Here is a 19,867-nt window from a genome sequence, read left to right on the forward strand (position 1 = left end):
CGAATCATGACTTCTATGATTTAAAGGATGGCCAAAACGAAAGGTACTCCAGAACCGGAAACGGGCTGGAGTGCTTTTTGTTGCATAGGAAATAATAACAGTGAATGATATACGGAGCGGAAGTGAAAAAATAATGGGCAGGAAATTCCCGTCGTACCTTCAATCGATTACACATTGGCTGGGACGCAGATCGATGCAAAGCCGTCTAGTAGCCGCTTATATTATCATTCTATTAATACCAAGCATCGTTGTATCGAATTATCTTTTTGGCCAGATCAGGGATAGTTATACGAATGATACGATTAAACAGGGCCAATACTTGCTGGAAATGGAAAAAGTGAATATTTTGAATCAGATTGAGGCGATGGAACTGGCTGCCCAGCTCACGATATCGGAATCTGAAATTTTAGAGTATATATCGACTAGGGAAGAGCCGCCTATTGAAGAGCTGCTTGACCTGAATCGGGGCCCTCTTACCGATATGATCAATATTCAAACGAACAATCCGAATATTGCCCATCTCCGCTTATTCGCGAACAATGAGCACATATCGGAAATTTGGCCGATTATCTTTCATGAGCGCCGGATACAAAGCGAGCCATGGTTCGCTAAGCTGGATCAATTGGATGGCAAGGAGCTTTGGATGTTCAAGGACAAGGACCCGGATATATTGCGTCGTTATGTGACTGATGTTAATGACCAAATGCCGAAGGTTTCCCTCGTACGCATCATACATGCCGGGAGTAAGCGCATTGGGGTTATACAGGTGGAAATGCTGCTGAAGCAATTCTCGCCCAAAGCTTTTGCGAATATTAAGGATGAGGGCTCACAGATGATGCTTGCAGACAGCAGCGGCGCTATCTATCTGGATGACAATCAACCGTTTGCAGGCCGCAATCCGGAGCTCCGCCAAGCGATTGAGAACGAATTTGCTGAAATGAACGAGCAAGGAATTAACGAGAAACGCTTTGTCGTGAATAAACATCCCTACCTGCTCGTCTCAACGCCAATCGAGCAAGCCGATGCCCATATTTTGAATGTCGTGTCCTTGCAAACCGCGCATGAACGCATATCTGGGGCAGAGAAGCAGATCATAGCCGCAAATCTGATATTGATCGGACTGCTATCTATTATTACGTATATGTTGAATTCCTTTATTCTCAAAAACCTGAGGCGTCTGACAGAGGCGATGAAGAAGGTGAGAAAAGGGGAAGTGCCTACCGGGCTGCCGCTCGGGGGAGGCGGAGAAATAGGGGAGCTTGCCCATCATTTCAACAAATTGATTCATACCATTAATGAATTGATTGCGCAGGGAGTGAAGAAGCAAGCGCTGACGAAAGAGGCTGAGCTGCGTACGCTTCACAGCCAGATTGACTCTCATTTTTTGTACAATACGCTTGAGAATATTAAGATGCTGGCAGAGATGGAGAACCAGCGGACGATATCCGATTCACTCACCTCGCTCGGCGGGATGATGCGCTATAATTTCAAATGGTCAGGTGAATATGTCAGTTTGCGGGATGAGATACGACATATTCAAAATTACATTGCCGTTATGAATATTCGGTTCGACGAGCCTATCGAGCTAGAGCTGCATATACCTCCGAAGCTGATGGAGATCGAGGTGCTCAAAATGTCCCTGCAGCCGATCATCGAAAATGCGGTAAAGCATGCATGGCTCGGAGTGGAAGAGAGCAAAAGCGCCATCTTGATTCATGCGTCCGAAAATGAGCGTGCCGAAATTATCATTACGCTCAGGGACAATGGAATAGGCATTCAAGCGCAGCGTCTGGAGAGATTAAATGAAATGATTCATGCCGAAAATAGGGCAAATTCTTCCCGCGGCGAAGAGGTTGGCAGCGGAAAGCAAGCGTTCGGAATTGGCCTGCGCAATGTTCATCAGCGTATTCGGCTTTATTATGGCAAGCAATATGGATTACATGTGTACAGCAGCGAAGGGCAATTTACAGAGGTGGTTATTACTCTTCCTAAGGTGCTGTTAATGGGAGGGGGGGTCCGGATATGAGGAAGCTATTAATCGTAGATGACGAGAAAAATATCCGATTAGGGCTCAAAACCATGATTGAACGAGAATTTCCGGAACGATACGATATTCGGACAGCCATTCATGGAGAAGACGCTCTAACGCAGTATAATAGCGAACGGGCGGATATCGTCATTACAGATATTCGCATGCCGGTAATCGACGGTATTGAACTGATTAAGCGGCTGACTAAGGAAGCGGAGCCAGAGCCAAAACCGATCTTTATTATTTTGAGCGGATATGATGATTTTGCCTATGCGAAGGCTGCAATCAAATATCAGGTTAAAGATTATTTGCTGAAGCCTATAAGGCGGGACGAGCTATTTGAATCGCTGCGCAAAAGCGAGATTACGCTGCAAGCACAAGCTGAATTAGCGGAGAGAGTAGCGGTGAGCGATACGTACCGTGAAGAGCTGCGAATTAATTTGCTTAAGGAATGGTTTCGGCAAGACAAGCCTGCCGCAGACAGCATAAGCGATCTGGCATCCAAGATTGGCTTCGAGCAAATGACGTCCCCGTTTACTGTCGCTGTCTTGAACTATAAATCAGAGAGCGGCGACTCGATGAACAAGGATGAGTTTAAGCTGCTCGTTGAGAGGATGCTTCAGCCGATCAATGGCGTTTTGGATATCTCCTTTTTGGATAGCGAGAGTAAGCTTGTACTGATCGGAAGCCCGGCCTGGCAGTTCGAGGAATGGTTTCGGCAGGCAGGCGGAAGGGAGCTGGACGGTCTGCGCATGGGTGTAAGTAGCGAGGGCAACAAGATAGAGGACTTGTTCCATTGCTATAAGCAGGCATCGGAAGCGCTTCAGTCTTCGTTCTTGTATTCGAATTGCCGCATGCTGCGTCATGAGGACATTCGAGAGAAGCGACGGGATCTCAAGCTGCCTGACGAGGAGATCCGCAAGCTTGGGAATATGCTGGGGACCGATCGTGAACGGGAAGTTCAAGAGCTGCTGAAGCAGATCTTCCGTACGGAGGACTTACCTGACGTTGACATCCATTACTTAAAGCTAGTTGGAAAACGGATGAATGAGCAGGTGCTGGACGAAGTATTCCGTATTTACGGCGAGGAATCGATCGAAGTGCTGAAGCTGTATCGCAAAGTAGGCAATATGGATAACTTTCGGAGCTTTCATGACTATTACCGAAGCTTGGAGCTTTTGCTGTTAAGCGTAAATGATTATATCCGAGGCATTCGTTCTGCTTACAGCGAGCATTCTGAGATTAAGTCGGCTGTTGCCTATATAGAAGAAAATTATTACAAGGCGCTCAATATGGCTGTCGTAAGCAATTATGTCGGCTTGAATTACTCCTATTTCAGCGAAGCGTTCAAAGCCCATACAGGAGAGAGCTTCGTATTATTTCTGAAAAAAGTGCGTATTCGCAAAGGCAAGGAGCTGCTGCTCGAAGGGAATCAGAAGATGCAGGAGATCGGAGGCGCCGTCGGCTTTGAGAACAGCAAGCAGTTTTCACGCGTGTTCAAGGAGCTGGAAGGTATCTCGCCGCAGGAATATCGGATTAAGGTCAGATCGGATGCTGGTCAAGGCCAAGTAAGCAATAGAGAATGAATGTAAGAGGAGCCGCGAGGCTCCTCTTTTTTTATTGTTAGGTTTGGGCTAAATTAGGGTACTAATACTTATAAGCGAAAGGAGCTGTTGAAAGATGTTATTCGATGATCGTTTGCCGCAAGACATTCTTGAGGTTAATCCCGATAATGAACCTGAAATTACACCGCCGGCTTCGCCGGAGATTAAGCCTGTGCAGCCTGTCCCGGAAATTATTCCGCAGACGCCGCCAGAGATTAAACCAGACGTCATACCTGAAGTTAAACCGGATATTCCCCCTGAGGTTCCGCCAAGGAATGATGTCACATAAGCATATATAGAGAATGAAGGCCAGGAGCTCTCCTATGGAGATAGCCTGGCCTTTGTTATGCAAATAGACGGGGCTTCGGGCAACCCCGGCGTATTGGATGACTGAGCAGACTGAGATGCTGGGCGTCAGAATGGGCGTCAAAAAAACGGCCCCGGCATGGCACACCCAGGCGATAGCGCTCAGATTAGGAACATTTACCTATCATTCATTAGATATGGGAATGAAGGATTAGCATGTGATATAGCCTGATGTAACCTTCGTGTAATATCGACGTGCGATTAAGCTGCCGCGAATTACTAGGCGCCCTCAATAAGAGAAATCATGTATATAAATATTAAAAATGAATAAAACGCGAAACGTGATTATTTTTTTAATGATCATCGAAATATCAATAAATAGATTGCAAAATCAACAAAATTAAAGCATTAATTTTTGTATATTCTTGAATTAAATAAAATATTATTATTGAAAATAATAATTAAATAAACATGTATTTTTCCACATTAATACTTGACATAATGTAAATTTAACATTAATATATGTAGAAAATAAGGATTCATAACCATAATTAAGTAAAATAAAATGAAAAGAAATAATACTTTAGTCTTACTAAGCAAAGCAGTTCGATCAAAAGTATTAGTATATCTTTGTCTTAAATTGTCTGAATATTATGATAATTAATGCTTTAGAACTAGTTGATGTTAGGGGGATTCCATTGAATGAAAGGCTGCTGAAAATCGAGCATTTAACGACCTCTTTTCGAATCGCGGATCATTATTATGCAGCAGTGGATGATGTGACACTAACGGTGAGGGAAAATGAGGTTTTAGCCATTGTCGGGGAATCCGGCTCCGGCAAGAGTGCGCTAGCCTACTCGATTATGGGGCTGCATACGAGAGCTAGAATAGAAGGAAACATTTATTACAATGGCCAAGACATTGCCCATATGTCGCCCTCGATGCTGAACAGGTTAAGGGGCAACGAGCTCGGAATGATCTTTCAAGATCCTCTGTCAGCTTTAAATCCGCTTATGATTATTGGCGCACAGATTGAAGAGGCCATTCTCCTCCATAAGCCGAAGCTTTCGAAGAAGGAGCGGACGAGTAAGGCAATCGAGCTGCTCGCCAAGGTAGGGATTCCGCGCCCAGAGCATACCTACGGGCGTTACCCCCATGAATTGTCCGGCGGAATGAGGCAGCGGGTTGTCATTTCGATTGCGATCGCTAATGAACCCAAGCTATTGATAGCCGATGAACCGACAACCGCGCTCGACGTAACGATTCAGCTGCAAATTCTCGAGCTGCTCAGGAAGCTAAAGGAGGATAGCAAGGCTGGAATCGTCTTGATTACGCATGATCTCGGTGTCGTTGCCGAAATGGCTGATCGCGTCGCTGTTATGTATGCCGGCCAAATTGTCGAGATTGCCGATATTTATACGCTTATCTCGAATGCCCAGCACCCCTACACAAGATCGCTGCTGCAATCCATTCCGACTGCCAATGAGGCGAAATCCAAGCTCCATGTGATTCAAGGAATCGTTCCGTCTCTGCAAAATCTTCCTCGCCAGGGCTGCCGCTTTCGTTCGCGGATTCCTTGGATTGATGAATCCGCGCATGAAGAAGAGCCCATCATGCATGAAATTTCACCGGGGCATTTGGTCAGGTGCAGCTGCTATAGGCACTTTCACTTCCCTGATCCAAAGGAGGAGGATCGTCAGCATGTCATTTCTTAAGGTTAGTGATCTGAAGGTGCATTTTCCAAACCGCGGCGGCCTTTTCAGCAGAAAGGGCCAACCGGTCAAAGCGGTAGACGGTATTCACTTCTCCATGGAGCAGGGCCAGACTTATGGTCTTGTTGGAGAATCGGGCTCCGGCAAAACCACGACAGGCCGAGCGATTATAGGCTTAAATACGATCACATCGGGCAGCATTCTTTTTGAAGGACGACAGCTTGCTGCAGATGGCGTGCAGAGACATTCCGCATTCCGCAGAGATATTCAAATGATCTTCCAAGACCCTTATTCCTCTTTAAATCCGAAGAAGCGAGTACTGGACATTATTTCCGAGCCATTGCGAAACTTCGAGAAGCTGTCGGCAAGCGAGGAGAAGCGCCGCGTCCAGCAGCTATTGGAGCAGGTAGGCTTAAGCCCGGAATCGATTTATAAATATCCGCATGAATTTTCGGGAGGCCAGCGGCAGCGGATCGGCATTGCGAGAGCGATTGCGCTAAAACCTAAGCTGATTATCGCTGATGAGCCGGTGTCGGCACTTGATGTGTCGGTACAAGCGCAGGTGCTGAATTTTATGCAGGATATCCAGAAGGAACTGAATCTTACCTATTTATTGATCAGTCATGATCTCGGCATTATTCGGCATATGTGTGATCAGATTGGCATTATGTATAAGGGCCGTTATGTTGAGCAAGGTACGACAGCGGATATTTTCGATGACCCGCATCATATTTATACGAAACGTCTTATCTCTGCCATTCCTGATATTGATCCGAACAAACGTGAGGAAAAGTATAGGTTCCGAGAAGCGGTAAAGGCGGAATATGAACAAGCCTATGGGAACTATTTTGACGAGGATGGCATGGCTTATCCATTGAAACCAATATCAGAGACACATTTCGTGGCTTTGCCTGAGAGAGGTTGAGGACGATGTGGAGGACAATTGCGCGAAGATTGGTCATTATGGTTCCTCAAATTATATTACTGAGCATTCTTGTATTTTTAATGGCCAAGGCGATGCCGGGAGACGCGCTGACAGGCCTGCTCGACCCAAGCATCGATCCGGCGGCGCTGGATGCGCAGCGTGAGAGGCTAGGCCTCAATAATCCATGGCATGTGCAATATTGGGACTGGATTACGAAGGCTGTTCAAGGCGATTTCGGGCAATCGTTTCGCTTTAAAATGCCGGTTTCCGACCTGATCGGACAGCGGATGATGAATACGGTATGGCTGTCTTTAGCGACATTAATCCTTACCTATTTAATAGCGATTCCACTAGGCATTACGAGCGGCCGCTACCATGACACTTGGGCGGACCGATTGATAACCGGCTATACGTACATAGGCTTTGCGGCGCCGTTGTTTATTTTTGCCCTAGTGATGTTATGGGTGTTCGGCTTTCATTTTGGCTGGTTTCCGACCGGCGGAAGCATCGAACCTGGATTAGAGCCCGGAACCCTTCAGTACGCAGTAAGCAAATTCTATCATTTGCTTCTGCCCGCCTTGTCTATCGCCTTAATTACAACGGTAACGACCGTTCAACTGCTCAGAAGCGAGATTATCGACACGAAGCAGAAGGATTTTATCATAACGGCAAGAGCGAAGGGCGCTTCAGAATCCCGCGTGTATAATCGGCATATTTTACGAAACTCGTTATTGCCGATCGCAGCATTCTTTGGCTATGAAATTACGGGGCTTATCGGAGGTACGGTATTCATTGAAAGCATCTTCAGTTACCCGGGAATGGGCGAGCTATTTTTGAGCTCGATTTCGCTGCGTGATTTCAGCGTCGTCACGGCGTTGGTTCTCTTGTACGGAGTGGCATCCATTTTAGGCGCACTAATTTCTGACATGATATTAAGTATCGTTGATCCTCGTATTCGAATTAAATAAGAACCCGAGACCTTGAGGTGAATGAAATGAGGAAGGAAACCGCCCCAATAAGCGCGCAGCAGCAGCTGGACAAAAGCCCTTCAGGCTGGAGCATCATCTGGCGGGAAATCGTCCGAGACAAGCTGGCTTTCGTGTCATTGATTTTCCTGAGCCTAGTTATCTTGTCCGTCTACGGAATATCGCTTGTTCTGGATCAGGCGCAAATCGTAACGATCGATTTATTCGAGCTGAAGCAGCCGCCATCGGCAAAATACTGGCTCGGCACCGACTATGGCGGACGCGATGTATTTGGTCAATTGATTATCGGAACCCGGAACTCTTTATCCATTGGCATTATTGTTACTTTGCTTACTGGAATAATTGGCGTTTTAGTAGGACTCATCTCCGGTTATTTCGGGGGGGCGGTAGACAATGTTTTTATGCGATTTGTCGATTTCTTTATGATTTTGCCGACTCTAATGATCGTAATTGCATTTGTCACAGCCGTGCCTAAATATAGCATCGTTTCTTTTTCACTCATTATGACCGCTTTTCTATGGATGGGGATTGCAAGGCTGATTCGCTCCAAAGCGCTGCAGGAGAAGGAGCTGGATTATGTGCAGGCATCAAAGACGCTTGGCTCTTCTAATCTGAAAATAATGCTGTCGCAAGTACTGCCAAATCTTAGCTCCATTATTATCGTTACGATGACTTTGAATTTGGCGGCAAATATCGGCTTGGAATCCGGCCTTTCCTTCCTGGGGTTCGGTTTTCCAGAGAGCACGCCTAGTCTTGGTACATTAGTCAGCTATGCAAGGGACCCGCAAACGCTAGAATCGAGATGGTGGATCTGGTTACCTGCGTCATTACTGATCCTGGTATTGATGTTGAGTATAAATAATGTCGGTCAAGCGTTAAAGCGTGCGACGGATGCAAGGCAAAGAAAAGGATAATAAAGGAGGAAATTTATGGTTAAGAGGAAGTCTGTATTTGCAAGGTCTCTCATCCTTCCGCTCATGCTGGCGCTGCTCGTCTTTCTTGCAGCTTGTACTTCCGGCAATGGGAACAATGCGGGGAATCCGTCTCCGACGGACGGAGGGGATAAACCAACGCCGACCGAGAGCGAGAAGCCTGCCGTAGAAGATGGCCTTTATTCGATTGATGATTTCAGCAATGTGAAGAAAAATGAAGGCGAAGCGATTAAAGGCGGCTCCATCACCTTCGGCTTGGTATCCGATACGCCTTTCGAAGGGACGCTGAATTTCAACTTTTATTCCGGCGATCCGGATTCTCAGGTGTTGGGCTGGTTTGATGAAGCACTGCTGACCTGGGATAAAAACTATGTATACACGAATGACGGAGCTGCAACGTATGAAGTGTCGGAAGACGGCAAAACGTTTACGTTTACGATCCGTGATAATGTCAACTGGCAGGATGGCAAGCCGGTAACCGCAGAAGATTGGCTGTTTGCCCATGAAGTCATTGGAAATCCGAAATATGACGGCCCGCGGTATGACTCTAATTTCACCAATATCGTAGGGATGAATGAATTCCATGAAGGAAAAGCGAAAACCATCTCCGGCATAGAGGTGCTTTCTGATAAAAAGCTTAAAATTACGTACGTGGAATCAACGCCATCCTTATTGACCGGCGGCGTGTGGTCTTATCCGCTTGCCAAGCATATTTTCGGCAATATGGATGTAGCTAAAATTTCTTCTTCGCCAGAGGTTCGCGAGAAGCCGATCGGCTTCGGGCCTTTTAAAGTGAAAAGCATCGTTCCTGGCGAATCGGTTGTCTTTGAGAAAAACCCGGATTATTGGCGGGGAGTGCCTGCTTTGGATGAAGTTGTTCTAAAAGTTATTAACCCAACGACCATCGTTCAGCAGCTCGAAAGCGGCGGGGTCGATCTCGTCAATTCATTCCCGGTAGATCAATACCCGGATAATGCGAAGATGGCTAACGTTGAATTCCTTGGCGCGATTGACCGTGCGTATACTTACATTGGATTTAAGCTTGGAAAATGGGATGCAAAGGCTGGCAAGGTTGTTCCTGATGCGAAAGCTAAAATGGGCGACGTTAATTTGAGGAAAGCGATGGCGCATGCCGTCGATAATGACCAGGTCGGCAAAAAATTCTATCACGGCTTGCGCTGGAATGCAACGACGCTGATTCCGCCGTCCCATCCCGAATACCATGATGCTACGAATAAAGGTCTAGCTTTTGATCCGGAATTGGCTAAAAAGATTTTGGATGATGCGGGCTATAAGTTAGATGGGAAATTTCGGACCAACCCGGATGGCAGCGAGCTAGTCATTAACTTTATCTCGATGACCGGCGGGGATATTGCTCAGCCGCTTGCCCAGTATTATGTACAGTCCTGGCAAGCAATCGGATTGAACGTTCAGCTGGAAATGCTGGAGTTCAATACCTTCTATGACCGTGTTGGCTCCAGTGGCGAGGATGACCCTAAGGTTGATGTTTATCAAGGGGCATGGGGCGTAGGCATTGACGTTGACCCAGCAGGCTTGTATGGACGCGATGCCATCTACAACTTCTCGCGTTATGCAAGCGATGAGCAGGATCGTCTGCTTAAAGCAGGCGTGTCGGCGGAAGCCTTTGATGTGAAGGTTCGCCAAGGCATTTATAAGGAATGGCAGCAGCTAATGGTCGATGAGGTGCCTGTTTTCCCAACCTTGTACCGTGCTGTGATCGTTCCGGTCAACAAGCGGATACTCAACTATGCGATAGGCGATGGAACAAATCTATATCCGCATCAGATTGCCATAACGCAGGATAAACCGTTTGTAGCGAAATAAGAAGCAGAAGGGCCCGGCCGTTAATGGTCGGGCTCTTCCCTATTGCAGAGCAGAACGATTAATACTTGCCGTGACCAAGCAAGTGAGACAGACATTATTAATGTTTATTAATAGTCCTTGTTCTCGTGCAACCAATGAATGGCAATAAGCGTCTAACTTTTTGGAATGCTTTATTACATTGTTTGGAGACAGGGGAATTGGAACGCATGAAATTAGGAAAATGGACCATCTGGCTGCTGTTTGCAGCTATTTGCATGACTGCAATTGCACCGATCAGCCAAGCAGCACCAAAGGCAGGCATTCATATTATTTTGAACGGAAAAACGGTTGAGAGCGATGTATCGCCTTATATCCTTCCGAAGGTTAACGTCACGATGGTACCGCTTCGTATCATTAGTGAAGAACTGGGGGCGAGTGTGAATTGGAACGCTAAGGAGCGGTCGGTAACGATTCAAGGCAGCGGAAATAAACAGATTTTGATGACCAGCGGCAGCACAATTGCAGACGTTAATGGGGAAAGTGTCAAGCTGGACGCTTCCGTTCAGGTTAAAGCCGGTAGGGCGATGGTACCGCTTCGGTTCGTCAGCGAGCAGCTCGGCTTAACGGTTAATTGGAACCAGGCGAAGCAGACGATTACGCTGACAGCTGCAATCGAAGATCCATCAGAGGACATTCCCCTGCCAGATCCAGTACCCAATCCCATTCCAGATCCAATCCCCGTTCCGGAACCAAGTCCAGGACCAGTCACAAAGACGGAGCTGCGCGGAGCATGGGTTTCTACCGTGTACAATTTGGACTGGCCCTCTAAGTCCTCCTATCAGAATGCGGTGAAGCAGATGGGTGAATTCATCAGCCTGCTGGATGAGCTGCAAGGAATGGGAATGAACGCAGTATTTGTTCAGGTACGTCCTACGGGCGATGCTTTGTATCCTTCAAAGCTGGTGCCATGGTCAAAATATTTGTCGGGCGTACAAGGCCTGGCCCCGACGTATGACCCGCTTGCTTTCATGATCGAGGAGACGCATAAGCGGAATATGGAGTTCCATGCCTGGTTCAATCCGTTTCGGGCAAATGTGGATACAAAAATCGATCAGCTGGCTGATATCCATGTGACGAAGCAGCATCCAGACTGGATCGTGAATGCAGGAGGCAAGCTGTACATTAATCCCGGCATTCCAGCGGCACGCCAGCATATTATCGATACAATCATGGAGGTCGTGAACGGCTATGCGATTGACGGCGTACATTTGGACGATTATTTCTATCCGTCGAATGTGGCCTTTGCCGACGATGCAGCGTTCAAGATTAACAACGCCGGTAAAATAACATCAAAAGCGGACTGGCGCCGGAACAATATTAACGAATTTGTGCGTCAGCTCGGAGAGTCGATTCATACGGTGAAGCCGCAGGTGAAATACGGAATCAGCCCATTTGGGGTGTGGCGGAATAAGTCGGTGGACAAAACGGGCTCAGACACAAGCGCAGGCGTAACGGCGTACGACAATATGTATGCGGATGCTAGGACGTGGATTCAAAAGGGGTGGATTGATTATATCAATCCGCAAATTTATTGGAGCCTCTCCTTTAATGCTGCACGCTATGACAAGCTTGTAGACTGGTGGGTACAAGAAGTAAAGGGAACGGGAGTTGACCTGTATATCGGGCACTCGCCCTATAAGCTCGGGACGAAGGAAGCGGGCTGGCAAAGCGCTCAGGAAATGATTGATCAGCTGGAATACAACAAGAAATATCCAGAGGTGAAGGGCGATGTGTTCTTCAGCGCTAAGGATCTACGGAAAAATCAGCTCGGCATTATAGATGCGCTGCGCACTTATTATTTCAAATAAGCTTATTATAAATATGTACAATGCTTTGCCGATGCGGTAAAGCATTGTACGTTTTTTTTGTATGATTCTTGACGGCTTGGCTATTGTAAAACTCAGAAATATTTTAAACGGTGCGAAAAAATGGTTGCAAGACAGGCATCTTTCACACTCACTCGCGAACGGATGACATAATAACATTATTGTCATTGCTATAACGGTATGATACGATAGGACGAAAGTGCTGAGAGGGGGGAGTAATGAGCATGCCCAATCATCTTGCAAAAATGTGATTCAAGGCGAATGCTCTGCTACCCATTATGACCAATGAACTTCCACTAAGTAAGGAACAAATTTTAGATGCGGCAGAACAGGTGCTGAGACGTTTCGGGCCTGACAAGACGTCGGTGGTCGACGTAGCCAAGGTGCTTAAAGTGAGTCACGGCACGCTGTATCGCCATTTTGCGAGCAAAGCTTCCTTGCGGGAAGCGGTAACCGAGCGCTGGCTGCACCGATGCATCGCATTGCCACTAGAGGGGATTGCCAGCCAGACGGGCGGCAGCTCCACGGAGCGTATGCGCTTATGGATGGAGACACTTATCCGCAGCAAGCGGAACTACGCAGCCAATGATGCCGAGATGTTCGCGATGTATGCGGCAGTAACGCTAGATGCTGTTGAGATGATCACTGTACATATCGATCGCTTGGTCAAACAGCTCGCGCATATCATCGAGGAAGGAATGAAAGCAAAGGAGCTTAAGCCAGGCGAATCGGAGCAGGCTGCGAAAGCGCTGTTCATCGCAACCTCTCGCTTTCATCATCCCGCTCATGCGTTCGAATGGTCGGCAGAGAAGAGTGATGCAGAGTTCGATATGGTGTGGAAGCTGCTGCTAAACGGAATCGCCGCATAGTCAATAAAATGAAAGCTCTTCTGATGACGGACATCTGAGGGGCTTTTTCTTTTTATAAGGGAGAAAATGAATGGTTCGCATAAATGAATGACAGAAATATAATTCTGTCACTTGATATTTGTTAGAAGTGCGAATATAATCAAAACATAAGAGCGACATACTGAGGAGGAACAAATGATGGAACATAAATTAGCGGGCAAGGTAGCTTTGGTAACAGGTGCATCTAGAGGTATAGGACGTGAAATTGCTGAGGAATTGGCCCGGAACGGAGCAAAGGTTGTTGTGAATTTCGCGAGCAATCCAGGTAAAGCAGAGGAGGTCGTTAACGGCATTAAGCAGCAGGGCGGAGAAGCTGTAGCGATACAAGCGGACATCAGCAAAGTAGCGGAAGTGGAAATGATGTTCCAGAAGACGCTTGAAGCTTTTGGGCATGTAGATATCCTTGTTAATAACGCCGGTATTATGATCACAAAACCAATCGTGAGCATGACGGAGGAGGACTTCGACAAGCAGTTCGCGATCAACGTGAAGGGCACGTACTTTGCTTGCCAACAAGCGGCTTTGCATATGAATGCGAACGGACGAATTATTAATTTCTCGACGTCGGTTAATGGTGCCATGTTCCCAGCTTATAGCGCGTATGCGGCTACCAAAGGTGCGGTTGAGCAGATAACCCGTCAGCTTGCCAAGGAGCTAGGGCATAAAGGCATTACGATTAATGCGGTTGCGCCTGGACCAATTAACACCGAGCTTTTTAAAGTAGGCAAGTCGGAAGAACAAATTGCGGGCATCGTAAATATGAATTCTTTTGGAAGATTGGGTGAGCCTGAAGATATTTCGAGTGTCGTGGTGTTTCTAGCTGGCAAAGAGTCACAATGGATGACGGGACAAACCATTCGCGTGAATGGCGGATTTATATAAATGATACTGAAATAACAAACGAGGCAGCCCAGGTTTATTTTCTCCTGAGCTGCCTCGTTTCATGCGGTTAAGCTATTTTACTTTTCTTTATCTTCATTAAACCATAGCGGCTCTTCGTTATCGACTTCGCCATTATAGTTAATGAGGATCTCTTCCCCGGCATTTATTGCCGTGTAAGCAAAAAAATCAACCGTATGATTGTCAAAATTAAGATCATAGTAGGCGTTAGGCGTATAGGAATGGTTGAACAGCATACCATAGCCTAGCAGTATAGCGGTGTGATTAGCGCCATACTCAAACACATAATCAGCAAGCAAGGTTTTCTCTATGTGTTCATGCTCTTCATTTGGGAAGGGAATTACCGGTGCTTCGTGAATAAGATCGCCTTTTGCTATATCACGTGTCGCGAATACCCCTCTATTGAATTCTCCGTCGCTAAGCTTGGAAGTCTTTACCTCAATCATGTTGCTCACCTACGTTTTCTTTAGTCTAAGGAGTCCCTTATTATATAAGAAATCTAACTCATCTAAGGTAATATAGCAATTTAATGAGGAAATAGCCAGCATCTCGTGTTCGCGGCGCATAAAATTAGAAACAATAATCGCCGCTTGACCGTCTATCCTAAGAGGTGATTGCTATGTATCGAAAATCGCTGCTTTTTGTCCTTTGCTGGGCGATCTTACTAAGTGCGGCCGTGATTATGAAGCCGGCTGTCGTTTATGCATGCTCCTGTGCCATGTCGCCGTCTCCAGAGTCGCAAGTTAAGGAAACGCTTGAGCACAACACAACCGTCTTCGCAGGCAAAGCGATGAAGGTTGTCCAGCCGCCTGAGAAACAAATGATGTCCAGCGCTGACTTGGTCCAAGTAAACTTCGAAGTATCTACGGTGTGGAAAGGTGAATTGGAACAGCGAGCAATCGTCTATACGGCAATGAGCTCGGCGAGCTGCGGCTATGAAAATTTTATAGAGGGCCAGCAATATCTCGTGTCTGCCAGCGAAGTATCAGAGAAGCTTGAAACGGGTATATGCGATTTAACGAAGCCGCTTGATATGGCGAGAGAAGAGCTTAAGATTTTATGGGAAGGCCATGCTCCGCTGCCTCTACATTCGAAGCAGACTTTGCCAAGCAGTCAGCAAGACGTTGAGGCAACCAAAGCGCCGATTGATTCGAAAATGCTTTTCATGATACTGCTAGTCGCGTTCTTCATCATGATTGCGATTGTCATCCTGCTGGTAAGGCGCCGCCGCTTGAAATGATCGCAGATGCCCTATTTTACAAGGCCGGGAGCTCCGTAGGAGAGCCCGGCTTTATTCATGTGAAGCACATTTTCATGTGAATAATTAACAGGGTGAGTGACAAACGATAATCTAATGAAACCATGCTATATTTACAAAGACAAAATCTATGGCAAAATGGTATTGGCGATACGCAGCCCGTAAGGGGCGTCGCGCTCAAAGCCATGTTTTAGGGGGAGCCTTATGTATAAGCTGCTGTTAGTCGATGACGAGCCGGAAGTGACGGAAGGATTAATGATAGAAATTGACTGGGCAAGCTGCGGCTTCTCGGAGGTAAGGACGGCTGGAAACGGCAAGGAAGCGATGGAGCTATTTGAGAAAATGGAGCCGGACGTGCTCATTACTGATATTAGTATGCCCTATATGAACGGGCTTGAGCTCTCGGAATGGGCTAGGAAGACGTATCCGATTACTCGGATCGTGATTTTATCCGGCCATGATGAATTTGAATATGCGAAGCAGGCGATTCATTTGCAGGTCGAGGCCTATGTTTTGAAACCGTTCTCAGCTGAGCAGTTGACGGAGACGATTGCAGAGGTTGCCAAGCGGATGGATGAGGAGCGGGAAAAGCGGAGCAATGTCGAGCTGCTTGAGGAGCATTACCGTACAAGCTTGCCTATTGTTCGAGAGAAGTTTTTATCGTCCTTGATTACACGCAAACAGCAGCATAAGGATATATCGGTGAAAGCAGCCAAATACGGCATGCAGCTCGAGGGTGAAGGCTATGTCGTATCGATAATTGCGGTGAACCACTCGGACATCGGGAATGAGGATGCTGCTCAGCAATCAACGCATTCGCTAGCCTCCTCAACCGACTTGGACCTGAAGCTATTTTCGGTATGCAACATCGCAAATGAAATATGGACGAGACATGAGCTAGGAAAAGTATTTATTCATCAGGACCAGGTCGTGCTGTTCTCCGTAAGTCCGCGCCCGGACTCTGAGCTGATTATGGAGCAAACGCAGGATGCGCTAAAAGAAATTTTGCAAAGCATCGAGAAGTTTTTGCGGTTTCCGGTCATGATCGGCGTCGGAACATTCACGCGGGATATCGGCAATTTGAAATATGCGTACGAATCTGCCACGGTTGCTCTTGATTATCGGCGAATTCTTGGCAATAACCTCATCATCTGTATAGATGATATGGAGAACCGCGACCATGAGAAGCTCCTCTTCGACGAGTGGAAGGAGCAAAGTTTAATTAGCGCCGTCAAGCTGGGCACAGAGAAGGAGCTGGAGGAGGTCGTTGAGGGGCTGTTCGACGAAATCGCTCGCGTTCAGGCGCCTGTGCATGAATACCAGCATTATTTGCTCGAAATGGTTACAGCCATTATCAAATTAACAAAAATCCATGAGAGTGATTCCGATGATATTTTCGGGGGCAGCTGGGGGATATTGAATCAATATCAGAAGCTGAACAGCATGCAGGAAACGAAGGCTTGGTTCGGGGAGCTGTGTGCGAAGGTGAGGAGCCGCATCGCCAGCCGCAGGCAGCATACGTATAAGCAAATTGTCGAGGATGCGATCAGCTATACGAAGAGCCATTTTCACGAAAGCGATTTGTCTATAGCTAAGCTCTGCGCACAGCTGCATATCAGCACCGGCTATTTCAGCGGATTGTTCAAAAAAGAGCTGAAAATGACATTCGGCGCCTATTTGCTGCAGCTGCGAATGGAATCAGCCAAGGAGCTGCTGCGGACGACGGAGCTTAAAGCGTTCGAGATTGCCGATAAGGTGGGCTTCGCGGACCCGAACTATTTTAGTCTGAGCTTTAAAAAATATGCAGGCGTATCCGCCAAAGAATATCGTAGCGGCTTGACGGAGCAGGACAGATGATGCAGCGCAGAAGCATTCAGTATATTTTGACGGTATCGTTTACGCTGTTTTCGGTATTTATCATATTAATTGTTAGCGTCGTTTTGTATGGCCGGTTCTCGGCTACTGCCAAGGAGAACGCCTTCCGCAACTCGCAGCAAATCGTTGATCAGGTCAGCTACAATCTTGAAAATTATGTAGAGGTCACGTCCGATCTGTTCAACATGATGCATCATGCGATTGGCCAAAGCGAAAATGTGAAGTCTGATATGATGCGCCAGCAGCTGGAATCGATGATGTCCACGCGCACTGATACGGTGTCGCTTGCGCTCTTTGACGATAAAGGACAGTTGTTATTCGACTTGCCGAATGTAGAACTAAAGGACACGCTGCAGGTGACCGAGGAAGGCTGGTTCCGAAGCGCGCTCGATACGACGGGGCATTTGTCCATATCGCTTCCTCATGTGCAAAACCTGTACAAGCAGCAATTCCGCTGGGTCGTATCGATCAGCAAAAGCATTACGGTTCAGCATAATGGCAAGCAGGTGAACGGTGTTCTGCTGCTCGATGTAAATTTCAATACGATAGATGAGCTGTCTGAACGAGTAAGCTTAGGGCAAAAAGGGTATGTGTACATGCTGGACGAATCGGCAGGCAACATCGTGTATCACCCGCAGCTTGAGCTCATTTACGCGAGTCTGAAGGATGAGAATGTCGAGCTTGCGCTCAAGCATACTTATGGCAGCTATATAGATGAATCCGCGGAGGAAGCGAAAATGATCAGCGTCCAAACGATCGGCAACGTGGGCTGGAAGGTCGTTGGCGTATCGTATATGGATGAGGTGATGACCACGAGCTCAGTGCTGAACCGCTCGATGTCCAAGCTTCTTGTCGCGTTGGCGCTCATCGTTTTCTTATTGTCCAGCATGGTTTCCCGTCGTATATCAAGGCCGATCAAGCGGCTGGAGCTGTCGATGAAAAGCGTGGAGCGAGGCGACTTTGATCTAACGGTGAGCGGCGAGGGGCCGCTTGAGATTAAGCATCTTGCGGATCGGTTCAACATTATGATCGGCACGATCAAGCAATTGATGAATCGAATCGTTACGGAACAGGAGAGCAAACGAAAGTACGAGCTTGAAGCGCTGCAAGCGCAAATCAATCCACATTTTTTGTACAACACGTTAAATACGGTCGTCCGCATGGTCGGCATGAACAAGAACGAAGAAGTGATCAAGACGATTACGTCGCTGTCGAAGCTTTTCCGAATTAGTATCGGCAAAGGCAAGAGCTTGATACCGATAGCGGATGAGATGGAGCATGCCCGAAACTATTTGATCATTCAGCAGATGCGCTTTAAAAACAAATTCGATTATTCCTTTGATATGCAGGAAGAGGCTTTGTCTTATGTAACCTTAAAGCTGATTATCCAGCCTTTAATCGAGAATGCGCTTATGCATGGCATCGAGCCTTCCGTCGATAAGGGGCATATTGTCGTATCCGCAAGGCTTGATGGAAGCGATGTGGTCATTAAGGTGATCGATAATGGGCTTGGCATGTCCGAGAAGCAGCTTGGCAAAATCTTGACGGGAGAAGTTGTTAGCTCGAAAGGGTCTGGTGTAGGCATTATGAACGTTCAGGAAAGAATTCGGCTTTACTTTGGCGAGAAGTATGGGCTGCATTTTGAAAGCGAGCTGGAGGTCGGCACAACTGTAACGATTCGTTTCCCTGCTCGATTGCCTGAGCAAATCGAAGGAGAGGATCAGCCGTAATGGTCATGAAAAAAGGAAGCATCATTAGCCTGCTGCTCTTCCTTGCAGCTGCCTACCTGCTTTATGCTGCGCTTTATCCAGATGAGCAGGAGCCGAAGGAGGAACGGGCAGGGAAGACGATACAGCTCATTCTTCGTACTAGCAAAGGCGACTATTGGCAAAACGTGACGATGGGTGCGCAGGCAGCCGTTAAGGAATTTGGCATCAATCTGCATGTCTCCGCTCCAACGGACGAAGGCGATGTTGCGGGCCAGCTGCAAACGGCAATGCAATCGCTGGAGACAAAGCCAGATGCCATCGTGCTTGGAGCGAATGACGATGCGGCATTTGAGCCGTTTCTGAAGGAGGCTGCCAAGCGGCATATTCCAGTCATCGCAATCGACAGCTTGCTCACATCAGGCGAGACGAAATCTTATATAGGCATGGACAATTATCTTGCCGGGAAAGAAGCGGTGCGCGAAATGGCTGGCCAGCTTGGCGGCGAAGGTGACGTAGCAATGGTTACGTACACCAAAGGAGGCATTAACGGGAAGCTGCGGGAGCAAGGCATTCGTGATGCCGTTGCGGAGTTTGAAGGCATTCGGCTCGTTGACAGCCAGCCCTGCTCGGATGAATACAGCGAATGTCAGCAAACCGTCAGCGGGATGCTGGATAAGCAAAAGGTTGACGGTATTCTGTCGCTTAACACAGAAACATCGATCGGCGCAGCGCTTGAGCTTAAGCGCAGGCAGGCTGGGGAGAAGATTAAGCTGATCGGCTTCGACAGCTCGCCAGAGCTTCTGGAATTGCTGCAGGAAAATCAGTTGCAGCTGTTAATTGTTCAAAACCCGTTCAGCATGGGCTATCTTGGCGTTAAGCAATCGCTGGAGGCATTGCAAGGGAAACAAGTTTCTGCCCGCGTGGAAATGGACATGGAGTTTATTACGGAAGAAAATATGTTTTGGCTAAAAAATCAAAAACTGTTGTTCCCCATCGTTCAATAAAACGAAAGA

General features: G+C 47.3%; 16 protein-coding genes. 15 read left to right on the forward strand and 1 reads right to left on the reverse strand.

Annotated elements, in window-relative coordinates; translation table 11 throughout:
• The first annotated feature begins 100 nt into the window (after positions 1-100).
• The 11 genes from HI950_RS15925 (at position 101) to HI950_RS15975 (ending at position 13,994) form a co-directional block, all read left to right on the forward strand.
• Positions 101-2,026, forward strand: coding sequence for a cache domain-containing sensor histidine kinase (locus tag HI950_RS15925; protein WP_317618383.1), 1,926 nt, complete (start codon positions 101-103; stop codon positions 2,024-2,026).
• Positions 2,023-3,615: a response regulator gene (locus tag HI950_RS15930; RefSeq protein WP_169085792.1), complete on the forward strand. Its 1,593-nt coding sequence runs from the start codon at positions 2,023-2,025 to the stop codon at positions 3,613-3,615. Before HI950_RS15925 ends, HI950_RS15930 begins: the two co-directional genes overlap by 4 nt.
• Before the next feature lie 94 nt (positions 3,616-3,709).
• Positions 3,710-3,922, forward strand: coding sequence for a hypothetical protein (locus HI950_RS15935; protein WP_169085794.1), 213 nt, complete (start codon positions 3,710-3,712; stop codon positions 3,920-3,922).
• A 715-nt stretch (positions 3,923-4,637) separates the two neighbouring features.
• Entirely contained in the window at positions 4,638-5,654 is a 1,017-nt protein-coding gene (locus tag HI950_RS15940; RefSeq protein ID WP_169085796.1) for an ABC transporter ATP-binding protein, read from the forward strand.
• On the forward strand, positions 5,641-6,576 hold the full coding sequence (locus tag HI950_RS15945; protein ID WP_169085798.1) for an ABC transporter ATP-binding protein: 936 nt from the start codon (positions 5,641-5,643) through the stop codon (positions 6,574-6,576). The genes HI950_RS15940 and HI950_RS15945 overlap by 14 nt, the downstream gene beginning before the upstream one ends.
• A gap of 5 nt (positions 6,577-6,581) precedes the next feature.
• On the forward strand, positions 6,582-7,544 hold the full coding sequence (gene opp4B, locus HI950_RS15950) for an oligopeptide ABC transporter permease (RefSeq protein ID WP_169085800.1): 963 nt from the start codon (positions 6,582-6,584) through the stop codon (positions 7,542-7,544).
• A 26-nt stretch (positions 7,545-7,570) separates the two neighbouring features.
• Positions 7,571-8,476: an ABC transporter permease gene (locus tag HI950_RS15955; RefSeq protein WP_169085802.1), complete on the forward strand. Its 906-nt coding sequence runs from the start codon at positions 7,571-7,573 to the stop codon at positions 8,474-8,476.
• Between the two features lie 15 nt (positions 8,477-8,491).
• Positions 8,492-10,339, forward strand: a complete 1,848-nt coding sequence (locus HI950_RS15960) for an oligopeptide ABC transporter substrate-binding protein (RefSeq protein WP_169085804.1) — start codon at positions 8,492-8,494, stop codon at positions 10,337-10,339.
• A 206-nt stretch (positions 10,340-10,545) separates the two neighbouring features.
• A complete protein-coding gene (locus HI950_RS15965) occupies positions 10,546-12,186 on the forward strand; it encodes a family 10 glycosylhydrolase (protein WP_169085806.1) in 1,641 nt (546 codons plus the stop codon).
• A gap of 296 nt (positions 12,187-12,482) precedes the next feature.
• Positions 12,483-13,073 (forward strand): TetR/AcrR family transcriptional regulator, encoded by a 591-nt coding sequence (locus tag HI950_RS15970; RefSeq protein ID WP_169085808.1) that lies wholly within the window; start codon positions 12,483-12,485, stop codon positions 13,071-13,073.
• A gap of 177 nt (positions 13,074-13,250) precedes the next feature.
• Positions 13,251-13,994, forward strand: a complete 744-nt coding sequence (locus HI950_RS15975) for an SDR family oxidoreductase (RefSeq protein WP_169086104.1) — start codon at positions 13,251-13,253, stop codon at positions 13,992-13,994.
• A gap of 77 nt (positions 13,995-14,071) precedes the next feature.
• On the opposite strand, the gene HI950_RS15980 is transcribed toward HI950_RS15975, so the two are convergent.
• Positions 14,072-14,458 carry an SET domain-containing protein gene (locus HI950_RS15980; protein ID WP_169085810.1) on the reverse strand — a complete coding sequence of 129 codons (387 nt, stop codon included), beginning with the start codon at positions 14,456-14,458 and terminating at the stop codon, positions 14,072-14,074.
• A gap of 173 nt (positions 14,459-14,631) precedes the next feature.
• On the opposite strand from HI950_RS15980, the gene HI950_RS15985 reads away from it, so the two are divergent.
• The 4 genes from HI950_RS15985 to HI950_RS16000 all read left to right on the forward strand — a co-directional run bounded on the left by HI950_RS15985 (position 14,632) and on the right by HI950_RS16000 (position 19,858).
• On the forward strand, positions 14,632-15,252 hold the full coding sequence (locus tag HI950_RS15985; RefSeq protein WP_169085812.1) for a hypothetical protein: 621 nt from the start codon (positions 14,632-14,634) through the stop codon (positions 15,250-15,252).
• 222 nt (positions 15,253-15,474) lie between these two features.
• Positions 15,475-17,127: a response regulator transcription factor gene (locus tag HI950_RS15990; RefSeq protein ID WP_169085814.1), complete on the forward strand. Its 1,653-nt coding sequence runs from the start codon at positions 15,475-15,477 to the stop codon at positions 17,125-17,127.
• Positions 17,124-18,875 carry a cache domain-containing sensor histidine kinase gene (locus tag HI950_RS15995; protein ID WP_169085816.1) on the forward strand — a complete coding sequence of 584 codons (1,752 nt, stop codon included), beginning with the start codon at positions 17,124-17,126 and terminating at the stop codon, positions 18,873-18,875. The genes HI950_RS15990 and HI950_RS15995 overlap by 4 nt, the downstream gene beginning before the upstream one ends.
• Entirely contained in the window at positions 18,875-19,858 is a 984-nt protein-coding gene (locus HI950_RS16000; protein WP_169085819.1) for a substrate-binding domain-containing protein, read from the forward strand. The genes HI950_RS15995 and HI950_RS16000 overlap by 1 nt, the downstream gene beginning before the upstream one ends.
• Positions 19,859-19,867 lie beyond the last annotated feature (9 nt).

It is taken from the genome of Paenibacillus sp. PL91, assembly GCF_012935325.2.
Lineage (GTDB): Bacteria > Bacillota > Bacilli > Paenibacillales > Paenibacillaceae > Pristimantibacillus.